Raw genomic sequence first — 20461 nt, forward strand, 5'->3', positions numbered from 1 at the left:
CCGACCGGCCAGGCCCGGGAGATCGCCCATGCCCCGATCGCTCCTGTCAGAACAGCACGGGGGCCTGCACGCAGGAGACCCCTGCTCCACTATGGCCGGAAGCCGCGATCGCGACAAGCCGAGCCGCGATTCGTTGGCGCAGAAGGAAACCGAGCCCCGGAACCCTGGGGTCGTGTGGATGGAAGAACGCAGTGATGTTCGACAGCCGGGAAACGAAGGCCGGCTGGTCGAGCCTTGAGGGAGAAGGACCCTCGGATGACTTACGAGACGAGGATGTTCATATCGAACCGATCGCTCGGCAGCAATTCCAGCGCTGCGTACAGCGCCAGTTGCTTGGTGTGATACGAGGGAACCCTCCCTCGGACGACATAACGGCCCTGCACCTCTTCGACGGCCAGGTCACGAATCCGTCCATGCGTCGTTTGCCGAATAGAATGTTCGACCTGCTGAAGAAATGAGGTCGAACCATTCCCAAGGTTGCTCCTCATATTCCATCACTCCTGAGATCTGTTGCGGAGAGTCGAGATCGCGATGGGTCAGCGATCCAGGAGGGAGTCACGTTTGCCCTTGGGTCTGAGCGGCTCCATTGTGGAGTGATCCGAGGGCGAATTGCAAGTAAAATCGCGAATTCTTCCATGGGTCGCTTCGCCGTTCCGGGGTTCTCGGTCGGCTCGCACGAGGATGTTTCTGCGCCGTTGCAGATCGCTCATGCGTGGGATGATGCACAATCACCGTCACTCCAGCGAACCTGTTATAGTAAACAGGATGTTTGCCAGGTTCACAAGGGACCAGGCAGGAAAGTTTGAAATTCTGTCGGGATTATTCCGATGGGGTGGGGACTTCTGGATGACTCGATGGGAGGCAACGCGGGTTCATTTGTAACTGCTGAGCGAGTGAGCGAAGCGAGGGTTGATCCCAGTCGGAGACGGGAGCTTTCCAGGAGTCCCAGAAAGGACCTCGACCGAGGCCGGTCAGTTCGCTGAGCCGGCCGAGATTGTAGCCAAGTTGCAGCAATGCGCGGCGATCGGGGGCCTCAAGCGAGACAAGCTCGACGACCTTGGCGACGCAGTGCGCAATGTGATCATCATGCATAGAAGTTTTCATCATCGTGTGCTTTCGCCCTGGAGAATTCACGAGAGAGCCGGCGCGATCGAATTGGGTGGGATCAGTCACGTCGGGGGCGGGCGAGGCCAAGGAGGAGGCGTTCGAGCATGGCGCGTTCGTTGAGGGTGGACGATCCTTTCAAGGCCAGATCGGTTTCGAGGAGGACCACGGGGAGGCGATCGACGCGGGAGGGGCCGAGGTGGGCGTGCTGGCGGCCGGTCTTCTCGAAGGCCATAGGGGGGATGCCGGCCGATCGGCAGGCGTCGTTCAGGTCGCGACGGGCCTGACGGAGCTTGCCGGCGTGGTGGACCTTGCGGAGCGAGGTGGCCAGGGCGGCCAGCAGGCGCTGCGGGGCCTCGCCGGCGGTCAGCAGGCGATCGAGGACCGTGAGGGCACCGGCGGCATCGCCGAGGGTGGCCCGGTCGATCATGTCCCAGACTTCGAGGGTCCGGCCGGCGCCGACCATTCGACCGACGTCGTCCCTGGAGATAGATCGGCGATCGCCGACGTACGCGACCAGTTTATCGACCTCGACGGCGAGTAATCCGGGTTCGGGACCGACGAGTTCGATCATCAAGCGCGCGGCGTCGTCGGGCAGGGAAACGCCCCAGCGGTCGGAGGCGAGGCGGCCGAGCCAGCCGAGCAGCTCGCGTTCGCGGGGGGCCTTGCAATCGACCGAGGCGCCGTACTGCTCGACGAGCTTGGCGAGCTTGGTGTTCGACGGCCACGACTTGACCGAGAGGACGAGGACGCCGGTCGGGCTGGGCTGGGCGGCGAAGCTTTCCAGCTCCTTGCGGTTGGCGGTGACGAAGGGGTCGGCATCCTCGACGATCACGACCCGACGGGGGGCGAGAAACGGCAGGGTGCGGACCTCGTCGAGCACGCGGGCCAGCTCGGCCTGGGGGCCGGCGACTCGGGAGACACCCAGCTCGTCCTCGTCGTCGGCGACCTGGCCCGTGGCCTCGCCGTGGTCCATTGCGGCGCGGATGATGGCGAGGGTTGCCTCACGGCGGAGGAAGGGGTCGTCGCCGAAGAGGGCATAGATGGGTCGAATGGCTCCCGGTCCTCGGGAGCCGATCATTTCGAAGGCATGCATCGGGAGAGACCAGGGACCTCGATGGATCGACGGCGCCGGCTCGAACGGGATTCGAGCGGTTCAGGATAACGATCCGTCACCGAATCCGCCACGGAATCCACGTGCAAGGCAAACCAGGAGTTACCTGGGGCTCAGGCGGCCTGGGGAGCGAGTGAGAGGGGAGGGATTGACGGGGCGTTGGGGTCGAGGTCGAGGACGTGGAAGCGATCGGCCAGGGTGCGGACGATGCGATCGGCGGCGAAGCCGTCGCCGTAGGGGAAACACGGCGGCAGTGGGGCGGCGGTCGGCGAGAGCAAGGCGAGGGCCTCGGTCAGAATGAGGTTGGGGTCGGTGCCGACGAGGCGGCAGGAGCCCTGTTCGACGGCCTCGGGGCGCTCGGTGCGGTCGCGGAGGACAAGCACCGGTCGGCCGAGGGCGGGGGCTTCCTCCTGCACGCCCCCGGAATCACTGAGGATCAGGCGGGCTGCCTTCATGAGGGCAACGAACTGGGGTGAGTTGACCGGCTCGATCAGGTGGACGCGATCGAGTTCGCCGAGTTCTCGGGAGACGACAGATCGGACGTCCGGGTTCGGGTGGACGGGGAAGACGAGGCAGAGGCTGGTGTCGATCTGGAGCAGCTTCGCCACGGCCCGGCAGGCTCGGACCAGGGGGAGGCCGAGGTTTTCGCGACGATGGGCAGTCATGAGGATCATGCGATCGGTGCTCGGCTCGACGGGCAACGGAACGGGACGGGCCTCGATCCATCGCAGGGCGTCGATGACCGTGTTGCCGACGACCCGGATCCGATCGGCCGGGATCCCTTCGCGGAGGAGGTTGGCGCAGGCGGCGTCGGAGGGGGCGAAGTGCAGATCGGCCAGGCGAGCAGTGAGAATGCGGTTGCTTTCTTCAGGGAACGGTTCAGCGAGCGACCCGGAGCGCAGCCCGGCCTCAATGTGCACGAAGGGGACGTGGCGGTAGTGGCAGGCCAGCGCCGAGGCGAAGACGGTGGTGGTGTCACCCTGGGCAATCAGGAGGTCGGGCCGGTGCTCGTCGAGCCAATGGCCGAGGGCCATGAGGCATCGGCTGGTCAGCTCAACAAGATCTTGACCGGGGCGCATGAGGGCCAGGTCGTCGTCGGTCTGCAAGGAAAAGTCGGCCAGGGCGCGATCGAGCAACTCGCGGTGCTGTCCGGTCGAGACGACCCGGACCTGAAGACCGGTCTCGGCCCCGGCCTGGCGGAGCTTCAGAATGACAGGAGCCATCTTGACGGCTTCGGGACGTGTTCCGACCACGCAGGCGACGGTTCGAGACATCAGGACGGCCCTCGTCGTTGACCGGAATCCGGCCGAGCGAAGGGCCGGGGGTCATTCGAGCAGAGTTTGCAAGCAATAGGCAGTAGGCAATAGGCAGTAGGCAGTAGGCAGTGGATCGAAGATTCAAGGGATCTTGCGCGAGCGAGGGTTGGGGAGAGGGGTCCTCGTTCGGATCGCAAGGCTTCGCGTTCGACCAGGGAATCCCCTCACCCGGCCTGCGGCTACTCTCTCCCGCGGGGTCGGGGGAGAGGGTGGAGAGCGGACGCCCCGCACCGCAGGCGGGGAAAGGGGTTGGGGTTCGGTCGGCAAGGCGAAGACCGCTCAGGGCCGGATCATAGGCAATTGCTGGGAATCGGGACAGGCGAACTGGGATGGGGGGAAAGCCCGCAGTCAGCGATCGTCGGGCAGGGAGGAGACGACCTGGAAGGTGAGGGTGTGCAAGGTTTCGGAGGGACCATCGCCGAGGCGATCGCGGAGGACCAGATCAATTTCGTAAGCGCCGGGGGGAAGTTCCTTGAGGGAGACGGTGGTGTGGAGGTAGAGCGAGGTGGGAGGTTCCTCGGATTCGGGAGAGTAGTCGATGGCGGCGGGGAGGGATTGGAGGCGTCGGGTGCTGCCGGCGCGTCGGATGTGAACGTCCTGGACCAGATGGGCTCGATAGAGGCCGCTGGCGGCGTCGCGCAGGATGAGAAAGTTGAAGGGCTCGTAATAGATTTCGAGCTTCTGGTCGGGGGTCAGGATGGGCTCGTCGCGAGGAATGAAGTTGCGGAAGCCTCGGACATTGAGGCAGATGACCGGGTCGGTCAGGTCGGGACGTCGGGGCTTGGTGGGGGCCTTGTCGTCGTCGGTTTGCAGACCGAGGCTCGGCGCGATGGGGCCGGCGAGTCCCAGAAGGAGCAGGGCAAGCAGGGCGATCGGTGGTCGACGCGTTGAGCGATCCATGAGTCCGTTTCCCTTCCAGAGCGATGGCCCCGCGGGGGTCGGGCGCGAGAATCCCAGGGGAGTGGGGGAGAGGAGCTGCTCAATCGAAGCGTATCGAGCAGGAGACGGCCATGCAACGCGAAGGGTCGGGTTGAGGTTGCGGGCTGCGGTGGGGCGAAGGGCAGCGTAACGTTCGACGGTGATGACGGACGGCGCAGACGGGGGTGTCTCGAACCGGGTTGAGCGCGGGAGTTTCGGGTGCGGATCGGCCGAAAGAAAAAGGCGGAACCCCACGGATGGGGGCCCCGCCTCATTGGAATGGAGTTCGAGCGATGGCTGCCCGAGTTGTGATGATCGGATCAGAGCGTTCGTCGCGATCGGGTGCGAACCCGGTAGGCGATGGCTCCTCCGGCCATCATGGCCCAGGCCAGGACGGTCGTCGGCTCGGGAACAACAGGATCTCCCGATCCGCCCTGTTCGCGACCGGGGAAGGCGATGCGGGTGCTGGAGATGTAGTCTTCCCCTGCGATCACATCGTCGGGAGCGCCCGCAAAGGCGCTGACAACGAAGCCGTCTTCCGGCACCAGGCCTTCAAATTGCATGAAGTTGCCGATGGTGAACTGGAAGTCGGGGTGCTCGGCCGACGGGTCGAAGGCGAGCTGGCCGAGGTGTTCGGTGAGGGTATCACCGAAACTGAAGGCCATACCGGCGGGGGATTGTTTGTACTGAGCGACGGTGAAGTGGTCGGTGCCCTTGCCAACGCTCGACTTGTTCGCCGGAACTCCGGCGATCACGTCGGGGGTGCCGTCGAGGTTCAGGTCGAGCGCGACGACAATTGCCTCCAGTCCGCCGAGGCTCGGTCGATCATGGCCGAGGGGAGCGGAGAGCTGGCCGGGCATCCCGTCGCCATCGGCATCGCCGGCGACTCCCCAGAAGTTCAGGCCGAAATACATGGTATCGGAGGTATCATCATAGGCCAGGCGAAGGTCCTTGATGTTCCATCCGGTCGTGCCGGGCAACGAGGCGTGCTGCGCCACGTCGCCGGGACTCGGGTTTCCGAACGAATCGGGGTTATCAACGATGACCACGATGCCATTGCCGGGCTCGATTGGGAAGTCGTTTTCAACGTTCCCGGTCAGCTGGATGGCACCGGCCGAGGCCGTCCTGGCGACCAGGATCAGGCCGAAACCGACCGCTATCAAGATGGGGCAGTTGTGCTGCCGCATGCCGTGTCTCCTTCCACGTCTCGGCGGCTGATCGGGACCGGGCATTCTGCTCGGAGCGAACAGCCCGGGACACCGAACGATCGATCGAGGAGTGGTCTTGGCTCGGGTCGTGCCGCGGGCCGACGAGCGAGAGCTCCACTCCCCGGCGGCGTTGGCCATCGATTCCCCCTCCTGGGGTTATCGTCGGACTGCGTCGCGCGCCGGCCCGGCCGCCACTGTGGCGGCCCGATACGCGTCATGCCCGGGGCCGCCTCCGGCGCGGGCCTCCCGTGAGAAAGGACGAGGACGCCATGACCGCGATCAGGAAGATCCTCCAGGCCATGCTTTCCTGGCGACCCCGCCGAGAGCCGATCGCGCGGAAAACGCGACGACGCTCAGGGGCCGCAGTTGAGCATCTGGATCATCGACAACTCATGAGCGTCGACTTCACGGGAAACGTTTTAATCGATTTTCCAGAAACAACAAGTCCAGGTGTTGTGGTCCTCACTCCCGAACCAGGCGACCCAGATTACCTGGTTCCCATCATTCCGGCCGAACCGCCCGAACTGGGTGAGTTCATCCGCGTCTCTGGTTTCCAGCTTGATGCGATCCGGGTGTCGTACAGTCCGGAGAATGATTCGCTGTACTTCGGGATGCAGCAGCCGGTCAACCAGAAGACCGGCCAGCCGGTCATTGCCGGCGATGCGGACAACAACCTGAACGGGGGCACGGTTGCCCCGGAAATTCAGGCGCTGCCCTTGTTCTTCGAAGACCCGATGCTGCTCGGGGGGTCGGAGTACATGTATGTCAGCATTGACTTTTTGGGGAACGACGACCTGAACGACCCGACCACGCTGAGCGATAACGTGGTGGCGGGGATGAACGGCGGGATCGACCCCGTGACGCTTCAGCCGCTTCGGCAGACCTACATGGTGGCCGAGTATTCGAGCGACCCTCTGCGGGGGGGCTTCGGCACGATGTTGCCGGAGTTCATCGGCTCGTCGTTCTTGACCAATACGCCCGAGGCGCCGAACTTCGAGTTCGAGGTCCGGAACTTCTCGCAGCTTTATGCCCAGCAGACAGGGGGGACGCTGACTCCGGAGACCGATCTGCAGGTCTCGGCCTTTGCCGGATCGGCGCAGGACGACGGGATCAGCGAGGCGCAGATTCCGCCATTGCCGTTTACCTTTGGTGATGCGATTCTGCCGCCGCCGCCGCCGCCGCCGCCCCCGCCCCCGCCGCCGCCGCCGCCGCCCCCGCCGCCCTGCCCGCCGCTGGAGCCGAAGATCCTGGTCAATCCGCACCAGCACCGGGTGGTCAACACGGCGCATCCGCAACTGGTCCGGGTCAACGTGTTCGGGGCGCCTCGGTTCAATGTCGAGCAGATCGCGACGCCGACGGTGCGCCTCTCCGGGGCTGAGCCGGTGTCGGTCTTCACAGGATTTGCCAATCGGGACCCGTACCTGGATGCCACGTACGTTTTCCTGAGCACCGACCTTGACCCCTTGCCGCCCGGGGCCACGATGGTGACCCTGACCGGCGAGCTGAACGATGGGACGAAGTTCGAGAGCCCGTTCGAGATCTTCAATCGCGATGCCATGATGTTCATGGCCGGGATCAATGTGGCTCCTCAGCCGGCTCCGAATGCTCCGCCGCAGCCATTGTCGCTCTATCAAGGGCTGCAACCGGGGCAGGGTCCCAGACTCAAGGAAGTGCTTGGACCGGCGATCCACGGAACACTCGGCTCGGTGCCGACACAGGCGGCCCTGGGTCGACAGTTGACACCCATGCCGGCTCCGGCTCCGGCTCCGGTGGCTCCGCCTCGGGTTTTGCTCGGCCAGCCGGCCCCGGCGGCGACCCTGGCGGGAGCTGTGGCCCAGTCTCCCGGCGTGACGTTGGGAAGTGGCCCGGTGATCAGCCTGGCGAACCGAGGAGGGGCATCAGCCGCGACCCCGCAATCCACGTTGCGAGACCCGTCGATCCGGATGCCTGTGTCGCCGGCGGTTTCGACCCGACCGGTGGCGGCCCCGACCATCACGATCGACTATGGCCAGCACGGGACATCGGCCCGTTGATCGGATCGGTCCGAGGTGGAATTCGATTCTGAATCTGAACCTGACCGCCCCCCCTTGCGGTCGTTAGGATAGTTGGAACGATCGAGCGAGCCCCCCGGACGTCGAGCCGGGGGGCTTGTCTCGTGGTTTCGAGACGCATCGAAGGGGACGGGCATGCTTCGGATCAACGACCGGATTTCGATCCCTATGGACGAATTCCAATTCGACTACATCCGATCCGGCGGACCCGGCGGACAGAACGTCAACAAGGTGGCGACCAAGGCCGTCCTGCGCTGGAGGCCCGGAGACAGCCCGAGCCTGCCCGAGCCGGTCCGCCGTCGGCTGATGCGTCAGATCGGTTCTCGGCTGACGAGTGACGGGGATCTGATCGTCTCCTCACAGCGCACGAGGGATCGCCTGCGGAACATTGACGACTGCCTGGACAAGGTCCGCGATCTGGTGCTGGAAGCGGCCACGCCGCCGAAGCCGAGGATCGCGACCAAGCCGACGCTCGGCTCGAAGGTGCGGCGTGCCGAGCAGAAGAAGCAACGCTCGACCACCAAGAAGCTGCGCAAGCCCCCATCATTTGATTGAGTCGAACACGGAACGGAGTCTTACATCAATGGCCGACCGCGATTATTCGCCGCATCAACAGAAAATCATTAAGCGATATTATCAGAATTTTGACGCGATCAAGTCGCAGCGACTTTCCGACCTGATCGCCGAGATTTACCTGGCCGAGGGGAAAAAGAGCGACCGGCTCTGGAAGCAGGCGGCCGACATTTTAACGAAGATGGAGTTTCCGGCCTCCCGGATTGAGCACCTGATGCAGAAGCGAGAGCCGCATTTGCTGGTCGGCATTCTCAAGGAGCTGGAAACGCGGAAAGGAATGTGAGGTAATCGGGCCGTCCTGGGAATCGTGGCAATCCTCAAGACGGCCCAATGGGGAGTTGGAGTCTCGGTGAGGTTTAGACGGGATAGATCCAGGGAGAGCGATACTCGCGGCGGAGGAGGGCATTGGCCTCGGCGTCGCCGGGGATGGTGTGGGTGTCGTGGTCCCAGTGGATACTGCGACCGAGCTTGTAGGAAAGCATGCCGAGGAGGCTGAGGTTGGTCGAGTGGTGGCCAATCTCGATGTCGGAGACGGGTCGGCGGTCGGAGGAGATGGCGTCGAGGAAGTCGGCCCAGAGTTCGCGAATGTTTTGCTGGTCAGGCTCGTGAAGCTGGGCGGGGATGTTGACGGCGGCGCGCTTGGCGTCGCGGGGGTAGAAGGTGGTGCCGTCGAGCCAGCCGATGTGCAGGGTGCCGTTGGTGCCGTAGAAGTAGCATCCGACGGCCTGCTGGGGGTGGGTCTTCTCGGCAGTGTTGCCGGCGAAGCGGCGGTGCTCCCAAGAGAGGGAGAAGTTCTCGAATTCGAAGGCGGCGATCTGATGGTCGGGGGCGTCGGTGGTCAGGCGATCGCCGTCGTTGATCGCCGGGCCGGCGATCGGTCGGCCGCCGGTGGAGAAGACGGTTTTGGGGGCGACCTCGTCGGACCACCAGAGCACCTGATCCATCCAGTGGATGCCCCAGTCGCCGAGGGTGCCGTTGGCGAGGTCGAGGAAGTTGCGGAACCCCTTCGGATGGAGCTTGGGATTGAAGGGGTGAAGCGGGGCGGGGCCGCACCAGAGGTCCCAGTCGAGGCCGGCGGGGGGGGCTTCGTTCGGGCTCGGTTCCTCGGGACCGCCGCCGTAGTGGACGAAGGCGCGGACCATACCGACATCGCCGACGGTGCCGTCGCGGAGCATTTCCATCCCGGCGATGTTGTGCGGCGAGACGCGGCGGTGGGTTCCAACCTGCACGACGCGGTCGTTGCGTCGGGCGGCGGCGACCATGGCCTTGCCTTCGAGGATGGTGTGGCCGATCGGTTTTTCGACGTAGACGTGGGAGCCGGCGTCGCACGCGGCGATCGTGATGAGCGGGTGCCAGTGGTCGGGGGTTGCGACGATGGCGATGTCGGGTTTTTGCTCGTCGAGTAGCTCGCGGAAATCGTTGTAGATCTTGATCGAATCGGGGAGCATGCCGCCGAGAGTGGACTTGCAGGAGGCGATCTGCGACTCATCAACATCGCAGAGGGCGACGGGGCGGCATCGGCCGGAGGCGATGGCTTCGCGGAGGATGTTCGTTCCCCACCAACCGGAACCGATCAGGGCGGTGGAGTAGGTCTGATCTTGCTTCGCCTGGAGGATCCCGGGCATGGCAGCGAAGGCCCCGGCGGCGGCAGCGGAGCGGACGAAGGAGCGTCGGGTGATGGTCATGGGGGGCGCCTCGGGAGGTGAGGGGCGTTGTGGTGACTCACGAGAAGAACGCCGGAGGAGCGAATGGTAATCCGTATTCTCAACTCAGGTCGGTCGGAATGGAAAACCAGGCTGATCATTCGAGAACACGAATACCGTTGTAGTTTGGAAGCGACCTTGCCCTCAAGTTCAGAGCGGTTTTTGCGTACGTTTCGAACACTGCTTTTTGTGTTGTTTTTCGTAACAGATAAAGATAACGCTTGCTGTCTTCATGTGGTGGAATCAAGATCCCGGCTACCGGCCTGGACGAGGCTAGTCGGATGTCCTCCGTTGGTGGAGGAGACACCATCGCACAGTGGCCGGAGGAGACTAGATTTATGATTGATCAACGATTGATTCAGTGGAGATGGAAGACAGCCGTGTTCGTTGTTCCAATGCTCTTCATGATCGCTGAGCAAGCGGACGCCGACATCGTGACACAATTTGGTCCTTCGGGGCTGAACTCAGGCAACGTATCCAATCTGCTCAATCAGGTTGGTATCGGAAGTACGAATAGCGCCTCAGAAACGACTGCGTTGACGTTCGAAGTTCCTGGGGCACCCGGTTCAAACACGAACCTTACATTTACCTTTGTGGCAAACACAGGGGCTTTTCTGTATACGTTCGGTTTCTTTGATGCAAGTGTCCCCACTGCGAACCCTGTGACGGAGAAGCAGCTCTGGGCGACTCAGGCATTGTCGAGTGCAGTGCAGGTGTTCGACGATCGGGTTGACAATCCCATCGTTTCGAGAAGCTTTACCGTCGCGGCGGGAACGACGCTCGGGTTCTTTCTGATCCCGAATAATACCCTAGCGAATTTCCAGGCGAATCCTGGTGCATTCTATCCCTCGCAGACCAGCGACAATCTATTACGGTCCCCTTTGTTTTCGATCACCGATGCGAATCCAGGGGAACTTGATCAGATGCTGTCATTTGTCGGGAATGGGGTGACGCTATTCACGTTTGAGGACCTGACACGCACAGGTTCCTCGGATCAGGATTTTGTCGATCTGGCCTTTACCATTGATGCCGAACTGATTCCTTCGGTCGTTCCCGAGCCCACAACGATCGTCAACGGTCTGTTCGGGATTGCGTTAATCATGGCCGGTTGGACCAGATTCGGACGACGGCGCAAGCCGCTCCAGGACCTTTCCGCCGCGTAATGAATTGAGTGGGCCTCGCGCGGCACACCGGGCCTCGCGTTCGTGCCGCTGGCCCCCTCACCCGGCCTTGCGGCCACCCTCTCCCCCGGTGTGGGGGAGAGGGGTTGGGAGGACGGGAGGCTTAGACTTTCTTGGCGATGTTCACGTAGGTGTGGACGTGAGGAGCGCCGCGGAAGTGCCAGACGAAGGTGGGGCCTTCGAGGCGCCAGATGTCCCATTCGCTGTCGTCGCCGAGGTCGCCTTCCTTGTAGAAGGCCATGTGCAGGGCGTCGAGGCCGCCGCCGGCTTCGATGATGGACATGGCTTCCTCGACGTCTTCGGAGCGGTACGGGTCGAGGAGGACGCGGATGACGGACTGGACCAGTTCTTTCTGATCGCTGGACAGTTCGCAGAGGCAGATGCCGGGGAAGGTGCCGCCTTCGCCCTGGAGTAAGACGTCAGTTTCGCGAGGGGCCTTCTCGACGAGGGCGAGCTCGCGTTGTTTGCCGTCGAGGGCGCCGAAGACTTGGTTGGCCTTGACGGTCTGGTAGTAGAAAACGTTGCCGGGCAGGCCCTTCTTGGCGTCCCCTTCGCCGTGGCCGTAGACGATCGGGCCGCCGAAGGCCGCGCCGGGGTTGCTGTTGCCGTCGGCGCGGAGGGTCAGGTGGCGTCCGGTCATCTCGAATTCGAACTGATCGGAGCCAGGCTTGCCGAAGAGGGCAATGTGGTATTCCTCAAAGCCGCCGGAGTCCTGATCCATCTGGATGCGGAAGCGGTCGTAGCCTTCGGGGCTGGTGACGCCTCGGACGATGTCTTCGACGAGCATCTGCTGCTCGGTGTCGAGCTGGCCGATGGTCGGGTCGGTGATGGCCCAGTTGGCGCTGATCCGGGTGCGAAGCGGATGATCGTAGGGGAAGCAGAGGACCTCACGCTGCTCGGGCTTGAGCGATTCGAAGAGCCGAGCGGCGGCGGTTTCGGCCGCGCTGCTCTGGCTCGGCCCGTCGCCGATGAAGGCGGCGTGTGCATTGACCAGCGGGGCCAGGCCGCTGAGGGCGGCCGCACCGCCGACGGTGCGGACAAACTGGCGACGAGAAACCGAATCAGGGCGGGCGTCGTTGCGGTTGTCCTGAGACATCAGGGATGGCCTCCGCGCGGTTGAGGAAAGTCGATCGGATCGCCCGGCGCGACCCCACGCCGGAACGTTGACTCTATCACGCGGGAATTCCCGGTGTAAGCAAGAACCGGCCCCGTTGTTGAACAAAGCGGCTCGGCCGATCGCACGGGTTGAGCCGGTCGGAGCCGGAGGGATAAGATGATCGAGTGCCCTTTCCCGAGGATCGATCGGGAGGATGGGTTCCTCTCCGCCCCTTTGACGATTCAGACTGAACCGAGAACGGAGGTCCCCCAATGGCCACGGCGACCGAGGCCCGACCGACGCTCAATCGCTCCTTTCAGACGAAGCTCCTGATCAACGGTCAGTGGCGTGACAGCCTCAGCGGCAAGACCTTCGAGACGATCAACCCGGCGACTGAGGAGGTCATCGCCCAGGTGGCCGAGGGGGACGCCGCGGATATTGATCTGGCGGTCAAGGCTGCTCGGAAGGCGTTCGACACTGGCCCCTGGCGGACGATGGACGCCCGGGATCGGGGCCGGCTCCTCAATAAGCTTGCCGACCTGATGGAGTCGCAGATCGACGAGCTGGCGGCGCTGGAGTCGCTCGACAACGGCAAACCGCTCAGCGAGGCGAGGAATGGCGACCTGCCCTTGGTGGTTGATTGCCTGCGGTATTACGCGGGCTGGGCCGACAAGATTCACGGGCAGACGATCCCGATTCGAGGGAACTTCTTCAGCTACACGAGGAAAGAGCCGGTCGGGGTCGCGGGGCAGATCATCCCGTGGAACTTCCCGATGCTGATGGTCGCCTGGAAGTGGGGACCGGCGCTGGCGGCCGGATGCACGATCGTGATGAAGCCGGCCGAGCAGACCCCCCTGTCCTGCCTCCGCATGGGCGAGCTGGCGATGGAGGCGGGGTTTCCGGAAGGGGTGATCAACATCGTCCCCGGATTTGGGCCGGGGGCAGGATCGGCCTTGGTCGATCATCCGGGGGTCGATAAGGTCGCGTTTACGGGATCGACCGAGGTCGGCAAGCTGATCATGCGGAATGCGTCGAACACCCTGAAGCGGGTGACGCTGGAACTGGGGGGCAAGAGCCCGAACATCGTGTTTGCCGATGCCGACCTGGAGAAGGCGGTCGATGGTGCGATGCTCGGCCTGTACCTGAACCAGGGGCAATGCTGCTGCGCGGGCAGCCGGCTGTTCGTACAGGAATCGGTCTATGACGAGATGGTCGAACGTCTGGCCGACAAGAGCAGCGCCCGCCGGCTCGGTGATCCGTTCGACCCGGAGACCGAGCAGGGGCCGCAGGTCGATCGCGAGCAGTTCGACAAGATCCTCGGCTACATCGAGAAAGGCAAGGAGCAAGGGGCCCGCTGCGTGGCTGGCGGCGAGCGGTTCGGCGAGAAGGGGTATTTCATCAAGCCGACCGTGTTCGCCGATGTGAAGGACGACATGGCGATCGCCACCGACGAGATCTTCGGGCCGGTCATGCAGGTCCTGAAGTTCCGGGAGATCGACGAGGTCGTCGAGCGGGCCAACACGACCGATTACGGCCTGGCCGCGGCGGTCTGGACGCGAGACATCGGCAAGGCACACGCCATCGCCAACCGCGTGCGGGCCGGGACGGTCTGGGTCAATTGCTACGATGTGTTCGATGCCGCCGCGCCGTTCGGCGGGTTCAAGGCGAGTGGCATTGGCCGGGAACTGGGCGAAAAGGCGCTCGACAATTACATCGAGCAGAAGACGGTGACGGTGTCGCTCGATTGAGGATGCTTGAAAACGTTCTTCTCGATCCCCTCCTCTCGCTCTGTTCCTGGTGGGAGGAGGGGGACGCTTGGGCTGTTCGAGCGTGCCTCTCGCGGTGTGTTTGACCTGGCGGAGGCCCCTTCACCCGGCCTTCGGCCACCGGCTCCCCCACGAGCGGGGGGAGGGCTGAGGGGCCGGTGGTGTTTTGTGGAGGAGAGGGTTGAGGGGTTGGGGCGGTCTACGAATTTCTCCCGTCGGTTCCGAACAGGGCCTTGATCGGAGTGGAGCCGGGGGTGGCCTCGACGAAGCCCCGGATCAGGACCATGACCGGCAAGGCGGTGACGAACCCGAGCGGACCCCAGAGGAAGCCGAAGAAGAGAACACCGACGAGAACCGCCAGCGGGTCGATCGAAATGGCGTCGCCGTAGAGCATCGGCAGGATGACGTAGCTTTCCAGGGTCTGGAGCAGGATGTAGACGCCCAGCATCACCAGAGGAGGCCAGAACGCCTGGGTGGTGATCGCGGCCACGATCACCAGCATCGTGCCGGCGATCAGGGCTCCGAAATAAGGGATCAGAACAAGCAGGCCGGTCATCAGGCCCCAGAGTCCCCACTGGGGAAGACCGATCAACCAGCTTATGAGGGTGATTGTGACCGCGTAGCCGGTTGCAACGAGTAGGACGCAGCCGACCCAGCCGCTAATCGACTGGCCCATGCGCTCGAGGTCCTTCCCCTTCAACTCCATGCCCAAGGCCCTGCCGGCCTGAATGATCCGCTCCGACCAAAGGCCTCGGGTGTAGAGGATGTAGAGGATCAGGAACAGGAAGACGACGACCTGGCCCAGCACGCCAAGGACTCCACCGACGCTGTGGAGAAGCCACTGGCCAATCGCTCCGGCATTCTCTCGGATCTTTTGGGTCCAGTACTGCTGCGAGGTGAATTGAGTACCTGACTCCGAGCTGGAGGATTCTGCGGAGCCGGCGTTGGTGTTCGGTTCCGAATCCGCCGAAGGTCGAGAGGGGTCCTCGTTGGAAGCGTCCTCGCTGAACTGCTCCTCGGCCGCGCCGCCAGTGATCACTTCCGGTTCGGTCAGAGCGCCAAGGGCCGGGACATCTTTCAAGGTGCCGGTGACCCTGGAGGCAAGCTGGCTGAACTGCTCGAAGTAGCGGTCGGAGTTCCGCACGACTTGACCGGCCTGGGCGACCACCAGGCCGACGGCACCCAGGAAGATCAAGGCGATGAGCGCCGTGCAGAGGATACTGGCCGCACCCCGGCCCAGACCTCGGCGTTCGATCCATTGGGCGACCGGGTGCAAGGCGATGGCGAAGACGAGGGCGAGGATCAAGGGGATGATCAGGCCCGTGATCTGGGTGCTAGCGGCCAGGACAAGCACGGTGGCGATGATGACCAGAGCCACCGTCCGCACCCAGGCCTCGCGGTCGAGTTGGACCTGGGGAGTCTTGGGGGGTGAGTCGGTGGTGGAGCGGGGCATGATGAGATCACCTCGGGGACGTCGGATCAGCCGAAGAGAGGCCGATGGATCGAAGGATCGATCCATCGAACCCGCACTTCCTCATGACTGATCGGGGTGCAATCCCGGTGCCAGAGGTGATCTGGAGGGGGTGCGTCAGAGCTGGAGCCAGCTCGGTAGCTCGTTGTGGGCCGGCAGGCGGATGAGGCTGACGCTGAGCATGTCGGGCAGCTCGGAGACGGCCTTGAGGGCGGCCTCGTCGGGGACGGCGTCGAGGTTGACGACGCCGATGGCCTCGCCCCCCTGGGTCTCGCGGCCGACGTTCATCTGGGCGATGTTCACGCCTCGCTTGCCGAACTCGGTACCGATGGCGCCGATCAGGCCGGGGCGGTCGTTGTGGGTGAAGATGAACAGGGTGCCGTCGAGGTGGGCATCGAGCCGATAGGGGCCGAGCCGGACGAGGCGGAGGAATTCGCGGCCGAAGGTGGTGCCGGAGGCGACGTAGGTTTTCCGGTCGGTCACGACCTCGCTCTGGATCATTGAGGCGAAGTCGCCGGGCTCGGTCGATTTCTCCTCGGTCAGGGTGATGCCGCGTTCCTTCAGGCGGGCCTCGGCGTTGACGAGGTTGACCTGACCCTGGAGGGCGGTTTCCATCCAGCCGGCGGCGAAGGCGGCGGTGATGAGCCGGGTGTTCTTGGCCGCGACCTCGCCTCGGTAGCGGAGGGTGGCCGATCGGATGATGCCGCGGTCCATCTGGGCGTGGAGCATGCCGAGACGGCGGGCCAGGTCGAGGTACTGGCGGAGGTCTTCCATCTCAGCGCGGTTGAGGGTCGCCATGTTGACGGCGAAGCGGACCTGACCGCGGGCGAGGAAATCGGCCAGGAGGCGGGCGGCCTCCTCAGCGACGGCGACCTGGGCTTCCTCGGTCGAGGCGCCGAGGTGTGGGGTGACGACCACTTTCGGGTGGTTGACCAGGGGGTGATCGGCCGGGGGAGGCTCGGGATCGAAGACGTCGACGGCGGCCCCGGCGACGTGGCCGGAGTCGAGGGCGGCTTTCAACGCCTCGGGATCAATCAGGCCGCCTCGGGCGCAGTTGATGATCCGGACACCGGGGCGCATCTGCTTGAGTGTTTCGGCGTTGATGAGGTTGCGGGTGTCGGCGGTCAGGGGGGTGTGCAGGGTGATGTAGTCGCACTGGCCCCAGAGGTCGTGCAGGTGCGGGACGCTTTCGATGCCCAGCTCGGTGGCACGTTCAGCGGAGAGGAAGGGGTCGAAGCCGATGACCCGCATCGAGAAGCCGAGGGCCTGTTTGGCGACGGTCTGGCCGACGCGGCCCATGCCGATAATGCCGAGGGTCTTGCCTTCGAGCTGTCGTCCGGTGAGCTTGTTGCGATCCCAGCGGCCGGCCTTGAGGCTTTCGTTGGCCTGCGGCACGTTGCGGGCGAGCGAGAGGATGAGGGCCATCGTGTGCTCAGCCGTTGAGACGGTGTTGCCGCCCGGCGTGTTCATCACGACGATGCCGTTCTGGGTCGCGGCCGGGACGTCGATGTTGTCGACGCCGACGCCGGCGCGGGCGATGGCCTTCAGGCGGGTCTGGCCTTGCAGGACGTCGGCCGTGACCTGTGTTCCCGAGCGGACGACCAGGGCATCGGACTCGGCCAGGGCGGCCTTCAGGCCGGGCACGTCCTTGGCCAGTTCGGTTCGAACGATGACCTCGAAGTCGGGTTCGGCCCTGAGCAGGGCAAGACCTTCTTCAGAGACTTTGTCGGTGACCAGTACGCGATAGGGCACGTCGATCAGGCTCCACTTGCGATCGTTTTGAAGGGAATCAATGGTCCGGTGGCGGGGATCGCATCGCCACCTGAGGAGATGCGATCGAAGCTCCTCCTCTCCTGACGCGGAGAGGAGGAGCAAAGATTCAACGGGGGACTCAGGCCGCGCCGACCGGGCTTCCCTGGCCGATGAGGGCCCGCTGGGCGGCGGAGACGCCGGCACCGGGCTCGAAGTCGTGGCCGAGCTGGGCGAGGACCATTTCGAGGGCGGCCAGAGCGCCGACAACGTCGACCTCGTCGTTGTAGCCCATGTGGCCGATCCGGACGATCTTGCCCTTGAGCTTGTCCTGACCGCCGACGACGGTGATGCCGAATCGCTCGTCGAGCTTCTTGCGGATGTCGGTGTCTTTCATGCCCTCGGGGACGACGAAGGCGGTGAGCCCCTCGGCGGGCCGGGCGCTGAAGAGTTCGAGGCCGAGGGCCTTGACGCCGGCCTGGCAGGCCTCGCTCATGGCCTTGTGGCGGGCCCAGACGTTCTCGATTCCCTCGGCTCGGATCATGCTGAGGGACTTGTTGAGGCCGAAGATCAGGGTGTGAGCCGGGGTGTAGGGCGTATCCCAGTCGGCCAGCTTCTTCTTCGCGGCCTTGAGGCCGAAGTAGAAGGCTTTCGGCTCGAAGGTGTCGATGACGGCCCAGGCCTTCGGGCTGACGGTGACGAACGCCAGGCCGGGGGGAAGCATCAGGGCCTTTTGAGAGCCGACGCAGAGGAAGTCGATCTTCCAGGCGTCGACGTGGCACTCCATCGCACCGACGCCGGAGATGCCGTCGACGGCGAACAGCGCGTCGGTCTCGGCGACGATCTTGCCGATGGCCTCGATCGGGTGGCCGGTGCCGGTGGAAGTCTCGCTGAGGGTCCCCATGACGACAGCGATGTCGGAGCGCCCTTTGAGGGCCTCGGCCACGCGGTCGGGGTCGACGGGCTGACCCCATTCGAAGTCGAGCAGCTCGAACGGGATGCCGTGGGCCTGGCAGACCTTTGACCATCGCAGGCCGAACCATCCGGCGTTGAGGACCAGGGCCTTCTTGCCGGGCGGGACGGCGTGCAGCGCGGCGGCTTCCATCGCTCCGGTGCCGGTGGCAGCAAGGATTGCGACGTCGTTGGAGGTTTTCAGGATCTCCTGGAGACCTTCGACCGCTTGTTTGATTCCCTCTTTGGTGCGTGGGTCTCGGGAGTGGATGACCGGCTTGGCCATCTCCAGCATGACTTCTTCGGGGACCGGAGCGGGGCCGGGGGCCATGAGGCGCGGCTTGCGCATCGTACAGGTTCCTTGTTGAATCGCGCTCGTGCGTTGGCGGGCACGTTGGGGCGGGGAGACAACTAGTTTACTCAACTCGACCCGGGTTCGGGGAGAGATGTTCGGGAGAAGCGACGATCGGAGGGGCAATCGACCGACGCGCGATCAGTGCCCCTGGCCGTAAACCGTGCCGGGGTCGAAGACGGGAGCGCCGATGGTTTCGAGCTGTCCGTCGGGCGAGACCTTGCGGAAGAAGCAGGAACGATAGCCCTCGTGACAGGCGCCGCCGACCTGCCGGGCGCGGATCAGGAGGACGTCGGCGTCGCAGTCGATCCGGATCTCCTCGACGTGCTGCACATGGCCGGAGCTTCCGCCTTTGTGCCAGGCCTGGCCTCGGGATCGGGAGTAGAAGTGGGTCTGGCCGGTTTCGAGGGTGCGAAGGATGGCGGGGCGGTCCATCCAGGCCATCATGAGGACGTCGCCCGATTCGGCATCCTGGACAATGGCCGGGATGAGGCCGTCGGCGGTCCACTTCAGGGCGTTGAGGAATGCGGGTTCGGTCGGAGAGAAGGTCACGTCAATCGTCCCGGGGCTGGAGAGGGAGGTCGACGCCGGCGGGAGGGGCGTCGAGCGGGTCGATTCCGAGGCGGCGGCGGAGGCGATCGAAGTCGTAGCCGAGGTATAGCTCGCGAGATCGGGGGCGTCGGGCCAGTTGCTCTCGGACGAGGATGACGCCGGAGAGCTTGGCCCGCATCACGTCATCTCCTTCGGCGATGAGGCGAGCGGCGTCGAGTGGGGAGCGCTGAGGAGGGCCTTCGTCATCTCCGAGACCCGCGCCGAGGCCGATTCGGGGGACGTTGACCCATCGTGTTTCGAAGTAGGCGGCGATGGCGTCGGCCTGGAGGCGTTTCCGGGCGTCGATCGCAAGTCCTTCGGGGAGGCGGACGGTGGCCACGGCGGCGTCGAGCATGGCCAGGGGTAACGGGGAGATGGTGCGGTCGAATTCGAGGCCGCGGCCGAGGCGGCCTTCGATGGTGCGCTCGACCTCCTCGATCGCCCCGCGCTGGAGGCTGGAGCAGCGGAGGACGCCCTCGTTGAGGATGACGACGGCGCGGACGATCGGCAGCTCAGAGGCGGCCGGCTCGGGATCGGCGGGAGGCATCGGGCGGTCGAGCCACTCGACGATCCGGGCGCCGGGCGCCATCGGTTGGAAGGTCATCGGGTCGACGGGCATGGGCATGACCCGGACGGCCCCGGCGGCCTCGTCGGCGTCGAACGGGGGGGGAGCGTCGTCGGGCCAGGGAAGCTCGAAGGCGTAGTTCAGGTCGTCGGCCCGAGGCTCGGCCCCGGCGCCGTGGCGGAGGATCTCGGCCAGGGCCCACGACTCGGCGGCGCGGTCGGGATCGGACGAGGCGGTCAGGTGGACAAGGTAGTCGAGGGCGTCGATTGCCTCCTCATTCCGACCGAGCCAGGCGAGGCAGAGGGCGCGGTTGGACCAGGCGGCGGCGTCGGTCGGCTCGTCCTCGGAGAGTTCCTCGAAGGCGTCGAGGGCGTCGGCGAGGTTGGCGAGGTTGCGGGAGCGGAAGGTCTCGTCCCAACGCCTTCGGGATTCCTCGTCGGCGGGGTTTTCGAGTCGTCGGGGCTTGCGGGCGACCTCGGGCAGTTCGTCGGAATCGGCGAGGCGGTCAAGGGCCTCGCCCGCGGCGCGGTCGCCGGGTTTGAGACGCATGGCCTGCTGCCAGCAGGCCCAACTCGCCAGCGGGCGCTGGAGCTGGAGCTGCCGCCAGCCTTCGTGGACGAGCGACAGGGCGGCCTCGGCGGCCTGGGGGGGGAGGTCGGAAGCCATCACTCAAGTCGCCTCGGGTCGGGTTGGCCGACCTCAATGGTGCTTCAGATATCCGAAGCACATTGTCTCGAACGTCAATTCGTCAG

Annotated in this window: 19 protein-coding genes; 6 read left to right on the forward strand and 13 right to left on the reverse strand. The window is 64.7% G+C overall.

Features of this window, described 5'->3' with window-relative positions; genetic code table 11:
* Nucleotides 1-28: 28 nt before the first annotated feature.
* Nucleotides 29-238, forward strand: a complete 210-nt coding sequence (locus HG800_RS09030) for a hypothetical protein (protein ID WP_169976005.1) — start codon at nt 29-31, stop codon at nt 236-238.
* 22 nt (nt 239-260) lie between these two features.
* Here the strand turns inward: HG800_RS09030 and HG800_RS09035 are convergent, their stop codons facing one another.
* From HG800_RS09035 to HG800_RS09060, 6 genes are all read right to left on the reverse strand, one after another.
* Complete coding sequence (locus HG800_RS09035) at nt 261-488, reverse strand: phospholipid-binding protein (protein ID WP_206352206.1); 228 nt, start codon at nt 486-488, stop codon at nt 261-263.
* Between the two features lie 331 nt (nt 489-819).
* Complete coding sequence (locus HG800_RS09040; RefSeq protein WP_235963483.1) at nt 820-1107, reverse strand: hypothetical protein; 288 nt, start codon at nt 1105-1107, stop codon at nt 820-822.
* 58 nt (nt 1108-1165) lie between these two features.
* The gene (gene holA, locus HG800_RS09045) at nt 1166-2200 is read right to left on the reverse strand and encodes a DNA polymerase III subunit delta (RefSeq protein WP_169976007.1); all 1035 of its coding nucleotides are present in this window, start codon (nt 2198-2200) and stop codon (nt 1166-1168) included.
* 131 nt (nt 2201-2331) lie between these two features.
* On the reverse strand, nt 2332-3492 hold the full coding sequence (wecB, locus tag HG800_RS09050) for a non-hydrolyzing UDP-N-acetylglucosamine 2-epimerase (RefSeq protein ID WP_169976009.1): 1161 nt from the start codon (nt 3490-3492) through the stop codon (nt 2332-2334).
* 390 nt (nt 3493-3882) lie between these two features.
* Nucleotides 3883-4434, reverse strand: coding sequence for a hypothetical protein (locus tag HG800_RS09055; protein ID WP_169976011.1), 552 nt, complete (start codon nt 4432-4434; stop codon nt 3883-3885).
* Between the two features lie 338 nt (nt 4435-4772).
* Entirely contained in the window at nt 4773-5639 is an 867-nt protein-coding gene (locus HG800_RS09060) for a hypothetical protein (RefSeq protein WP_169976013.1), read from the reverse strand.
* Between the two features lie 290 nt (nt 5640-5929).
* On the opposite strand from HG800_RS09060, the gene HG800_RS09065 reads away from it, so the two are divergent.
* The 3 genes from HG800_RS09065 to HG800_RS09075 all read left to right on the forward strand — a co-directional run bounded on the left by HG800_RS09065 (nt 5930) and on the right by HG800_RS09075 (nt 8567).
* On the forward strand, nt 5930-7693 hold the full coding sequence (locus HG800_RS09065; RefSeq protein ID WP_169975499.1) for a hypothetical protein: 1764 nt from the start codon (nt 5930-5932) through the stop codon (nt 7691-7693).
* A gap of 153 nt (nt 7694-7846) precedes the next feature.
* Entirely contained in the window at nt 7847-8266 is a 420-nt protein-coding gene (gene arfB / locus HG800_RS09070) for an alternative ribosome rescue aminoacyl-tRNA hydrolase ArfB (protein ID WP_169976015.1), read from the forward strand.
* A 28-nt stretch (nt 8267-8294) separates the two neighbouring features.
* Nucleotides 8295-8567: a hypothetical protein gene (locus HG800_RS09075; protein ID WP_169976017.1), complete on the forward strand. Its 273-nt coding sequence runs from the start codon at nt 8295-8297 to the stop codon at nt 8565-8567.
* A gap of 73 nt (nt 8568-8640) precedes the next feature.
* Here HG800_RS09075 and HG800_RS09080 read toward each other — a convergent pair whose 3' ends face one another.
* Nucleotides 8641-9963, reverse strand: coding sequence for a Gfo/Idh/MocA family protein (locus tag HG800_RS09080; protein ID WP_390622623.1), 1323 nt, complete (start codon nt 9961-9963; stop codon nt 8641-8643).
* A 362-nt stretch (nt 9964-10325) separates the two neighbouring features.
* Here HG800_RS09080 and HG800_RS09085 point away from each other — a divergent pair, with 362 nt between their 5' ends.
* Nucleotides 10326-11150 carry a DUF4114 domain-containing protein gene (locus HG800_RS09085; RefSeq protein WP_169976021.1) on the forward strand — a complete coding sequence of 275 codons (825 nt, stop codon included), beginning with the start codon at nt 10326-10328 and terminating at the stop codon, nt 11148-11150.
* Nucleotides 11151-11271: 121 nt separating this feature from the next.
* On the opposite strand, the gene HG800_RS09090 is transcribed toward HG800_RS09085, so the two are convergent.
* Entirely contained in the window at nt 11272-12264 is a 993-nt protein-coding gene (locus HG800_RS09090) for a DUF3500 domain-containing protein (protein WP_169976023.1), read from the reverse strand.
* A 272-nt stretch (nt 12265-12536) separates the two neighbouring features.
* Between HG800_RS09090 and HG800_RS09095 the strand changes: the two genes are divergently transcribed.
* Nucleotides 12537-14012 carry an aldehyde dehydrogenase family protein gene (locus HG800_RS09095; RefSeq protein WP_169976025.1) on the forward strand — a complete coding sequence of 492 codons (1476 nt, stop codon included), beginning with the start codon at nt 12537-12539 and terminating at the stop codon, nt 14010-14012.
* A gap of 217 nt (nt 14013-14229) precedes the next feature.
* On the opposite strand, the gene HG800_RS09100 is transcribed toward HG800_RS09095, so the two are convergent.
* The 5 genes from HG800_RS09100 to HG800_RS09120 all read right to left on the reverse strand — a co-directional run bounded on the left by HG800_RS09100 (nt 14230) and on the right by HG800_RS09120 (nt 20375).
* Complete coding sequence (locus HG800_RS09100) at nt 14230-15483, reverse strand: AI-2E family transporter (RefSeq protein ID WP_169976027.1); 1254 nt, start codon at nt 15481-15483, stop codon at nt 14230-14232.
* Nucleotides 15484-15618: 135 nt separating this feature from the next.
* Entirely contained in the window at nt 15619-17253 is a 1635-nt protein-coding gene (gene serA, locus HG800_RS09105; protein ID WP_169976029.1) for a phosphoglycerate dehydrogenase, read from the reverse strand.
* Nucleotides 17254-17392: 139 nt separating this feature from the next.
* Complete coding sequence (locus HG800_RS09110) at nt 17393-18550, reverse strand: pyridoxal-phosphate-dependent aminotransferase family protein (RefSeq protein ID WP_169976031.1); 1158 nt, start codon at nt 18548-18550, stop codon at nt 17393-17395.
* 144 nt (nt 18551-18694) lie between these two features.
* Nucleotides 18695-19105 carry a phosphoribosyl-AMP cyclohydrolase gene (gene hisI / locus HG800_RS09115; RefSeq protein WP_169976033.1) on the reverse strand — a complete coding sequence of 137 codons (411 nt, stop codon included), beginning with the start codon at nt 19103-19105 and terminating at the stop codon, nt 18695-18697.
* 1 nt (nt 19106) lies between these two features.
* Nucleotides 19107-20375 carry a hypothetical protein gene (locus tag HG800_RS09120; RefSeq protein ID WP_169976035.1) on the reverse strand — a complete coding sequence of 423 codons (1269 nt, stop codon included), beginning with the start codon at nt 20373-20375 and terminating at the stop codon, nt 19107-19109.
* Nucleotides 20376-20461 lie beyond the last annotated feature (86 nt).

The sequence above is a fragment of the Tautonia rosea genome (assembly GCF_012958305.1).
In the GTDB taxonomy this organism is placed as follows: Bacteria; Planctomycetota; Planctomycetia; order Isosphaerales; family Isosphaeraceae; genus Tautonia; species Tautonia rosea.

Coding starts and splice junctions, on each gene's coding strand:
- arfB (WP_169976015.1), top strand. CDS start 7,847: ATGCTTCGGATCAACGACCGGATTTCGATCCCTATGGACGAATTCCAA.
- wecB (WP_169976009.1), bottom strand. CDS start 3,492: ATGTCTCGAACCGTCGCCTGCGTGGTCGGAACACGTCCCGAAGCCGTC.
- HG800_RS09100 (WP_169976027.1), bottom strand. CDS start 15,483: ATGCCCCGCTCCACCACCGACTCACCCCCCAAGACTCCCCAGGTCCAA.
- holA (WP_169976007.1), bottom strand. CDS start 2,200: ATGCATGCCTTCGAAATGATCGGCTCCCGAGGACCGGGAGCCATTCGA.
- HG800_RS09075 (WP_169976017.1), top strand. CDS start 8,295: ATGGCCGACCGCGATTATTCGCCGCATCAACAGAAAATCATTAAGCGA.
- HG800_RS09040 (WP_235963483.1), bottom strand. CDS start 1,107: ATGATGAAAACTTCTATGCATGATGATCACATTGCGCACTGCGTCGCC.
- HG800_RS09035 (WP_206352206.1), bottom strand. CDS start 488: ATGAGGAGCAACCTTGGGAATGGTTCGACCTCATTTCTTCAGCAGGTC.
- HG800_RS09060 (WP_169976013.1), bottom strand. CDS start 5,639: ATGCGGCAGCACAACTGCCCCATCTTGATAGCGGTCGGTTTCGGCCTG.
- HG800_RS09110 (WP_169976031.1), bottom strand. CDS start 18,550: ATGCGCAAGCCGCGCCTCATGGCCCCCGGCCCCGCTCCGGTCCCCGAA.
- HG800_RS09095 (WP_169976025.1), top strand. CDS start 12,537: ATGGCCACGGCGACCGAGGCCCGACCGACGCTCAATCGCTCCTTTCAG.
- HG800_RS09120 (WP_169976035.1), bottom strand. CDS start 20,375: ATGGCTTCCGACCTCCCCCCCCAGGCCGCCGAGGCCGCCCTGTCGCTC.
- HG800_RS09030 (WP_169976005.1), top strand. CDS start 29: ATGCCCCGATCGCTCCTGTCAGAACAGCACGGGGGCCTGCACGCAGGA.
- HG800_RS09055 (WP_169976011.1), bottom strand. CDS start 4,434: ATGGATCGCTCAACGCGTCGACCACCGATCGCCCTGCTTGCCCTGCTC.
- HG800_RS09065 (WP_169975499.1), top strand. CDS start 5,930: ATGACCGCGATCAGGAAGATCCTCCAGGCCATGCTTTCCTGGCGACCC.
- HG800_RS09085 (WP_169976021.1), top strand. CDS start 10,326: ATGATTGATCAACGATTGATTCAGTGGAGATGGAAGACAGCCGTGTTC.
- HG800_RS09090 (WP_169976023.1), bottom strand. CDS start 12,264: ATGTCTCAGGACAACCGCAACGACGCCCGCCCTGATTCGGTTTCTCGT.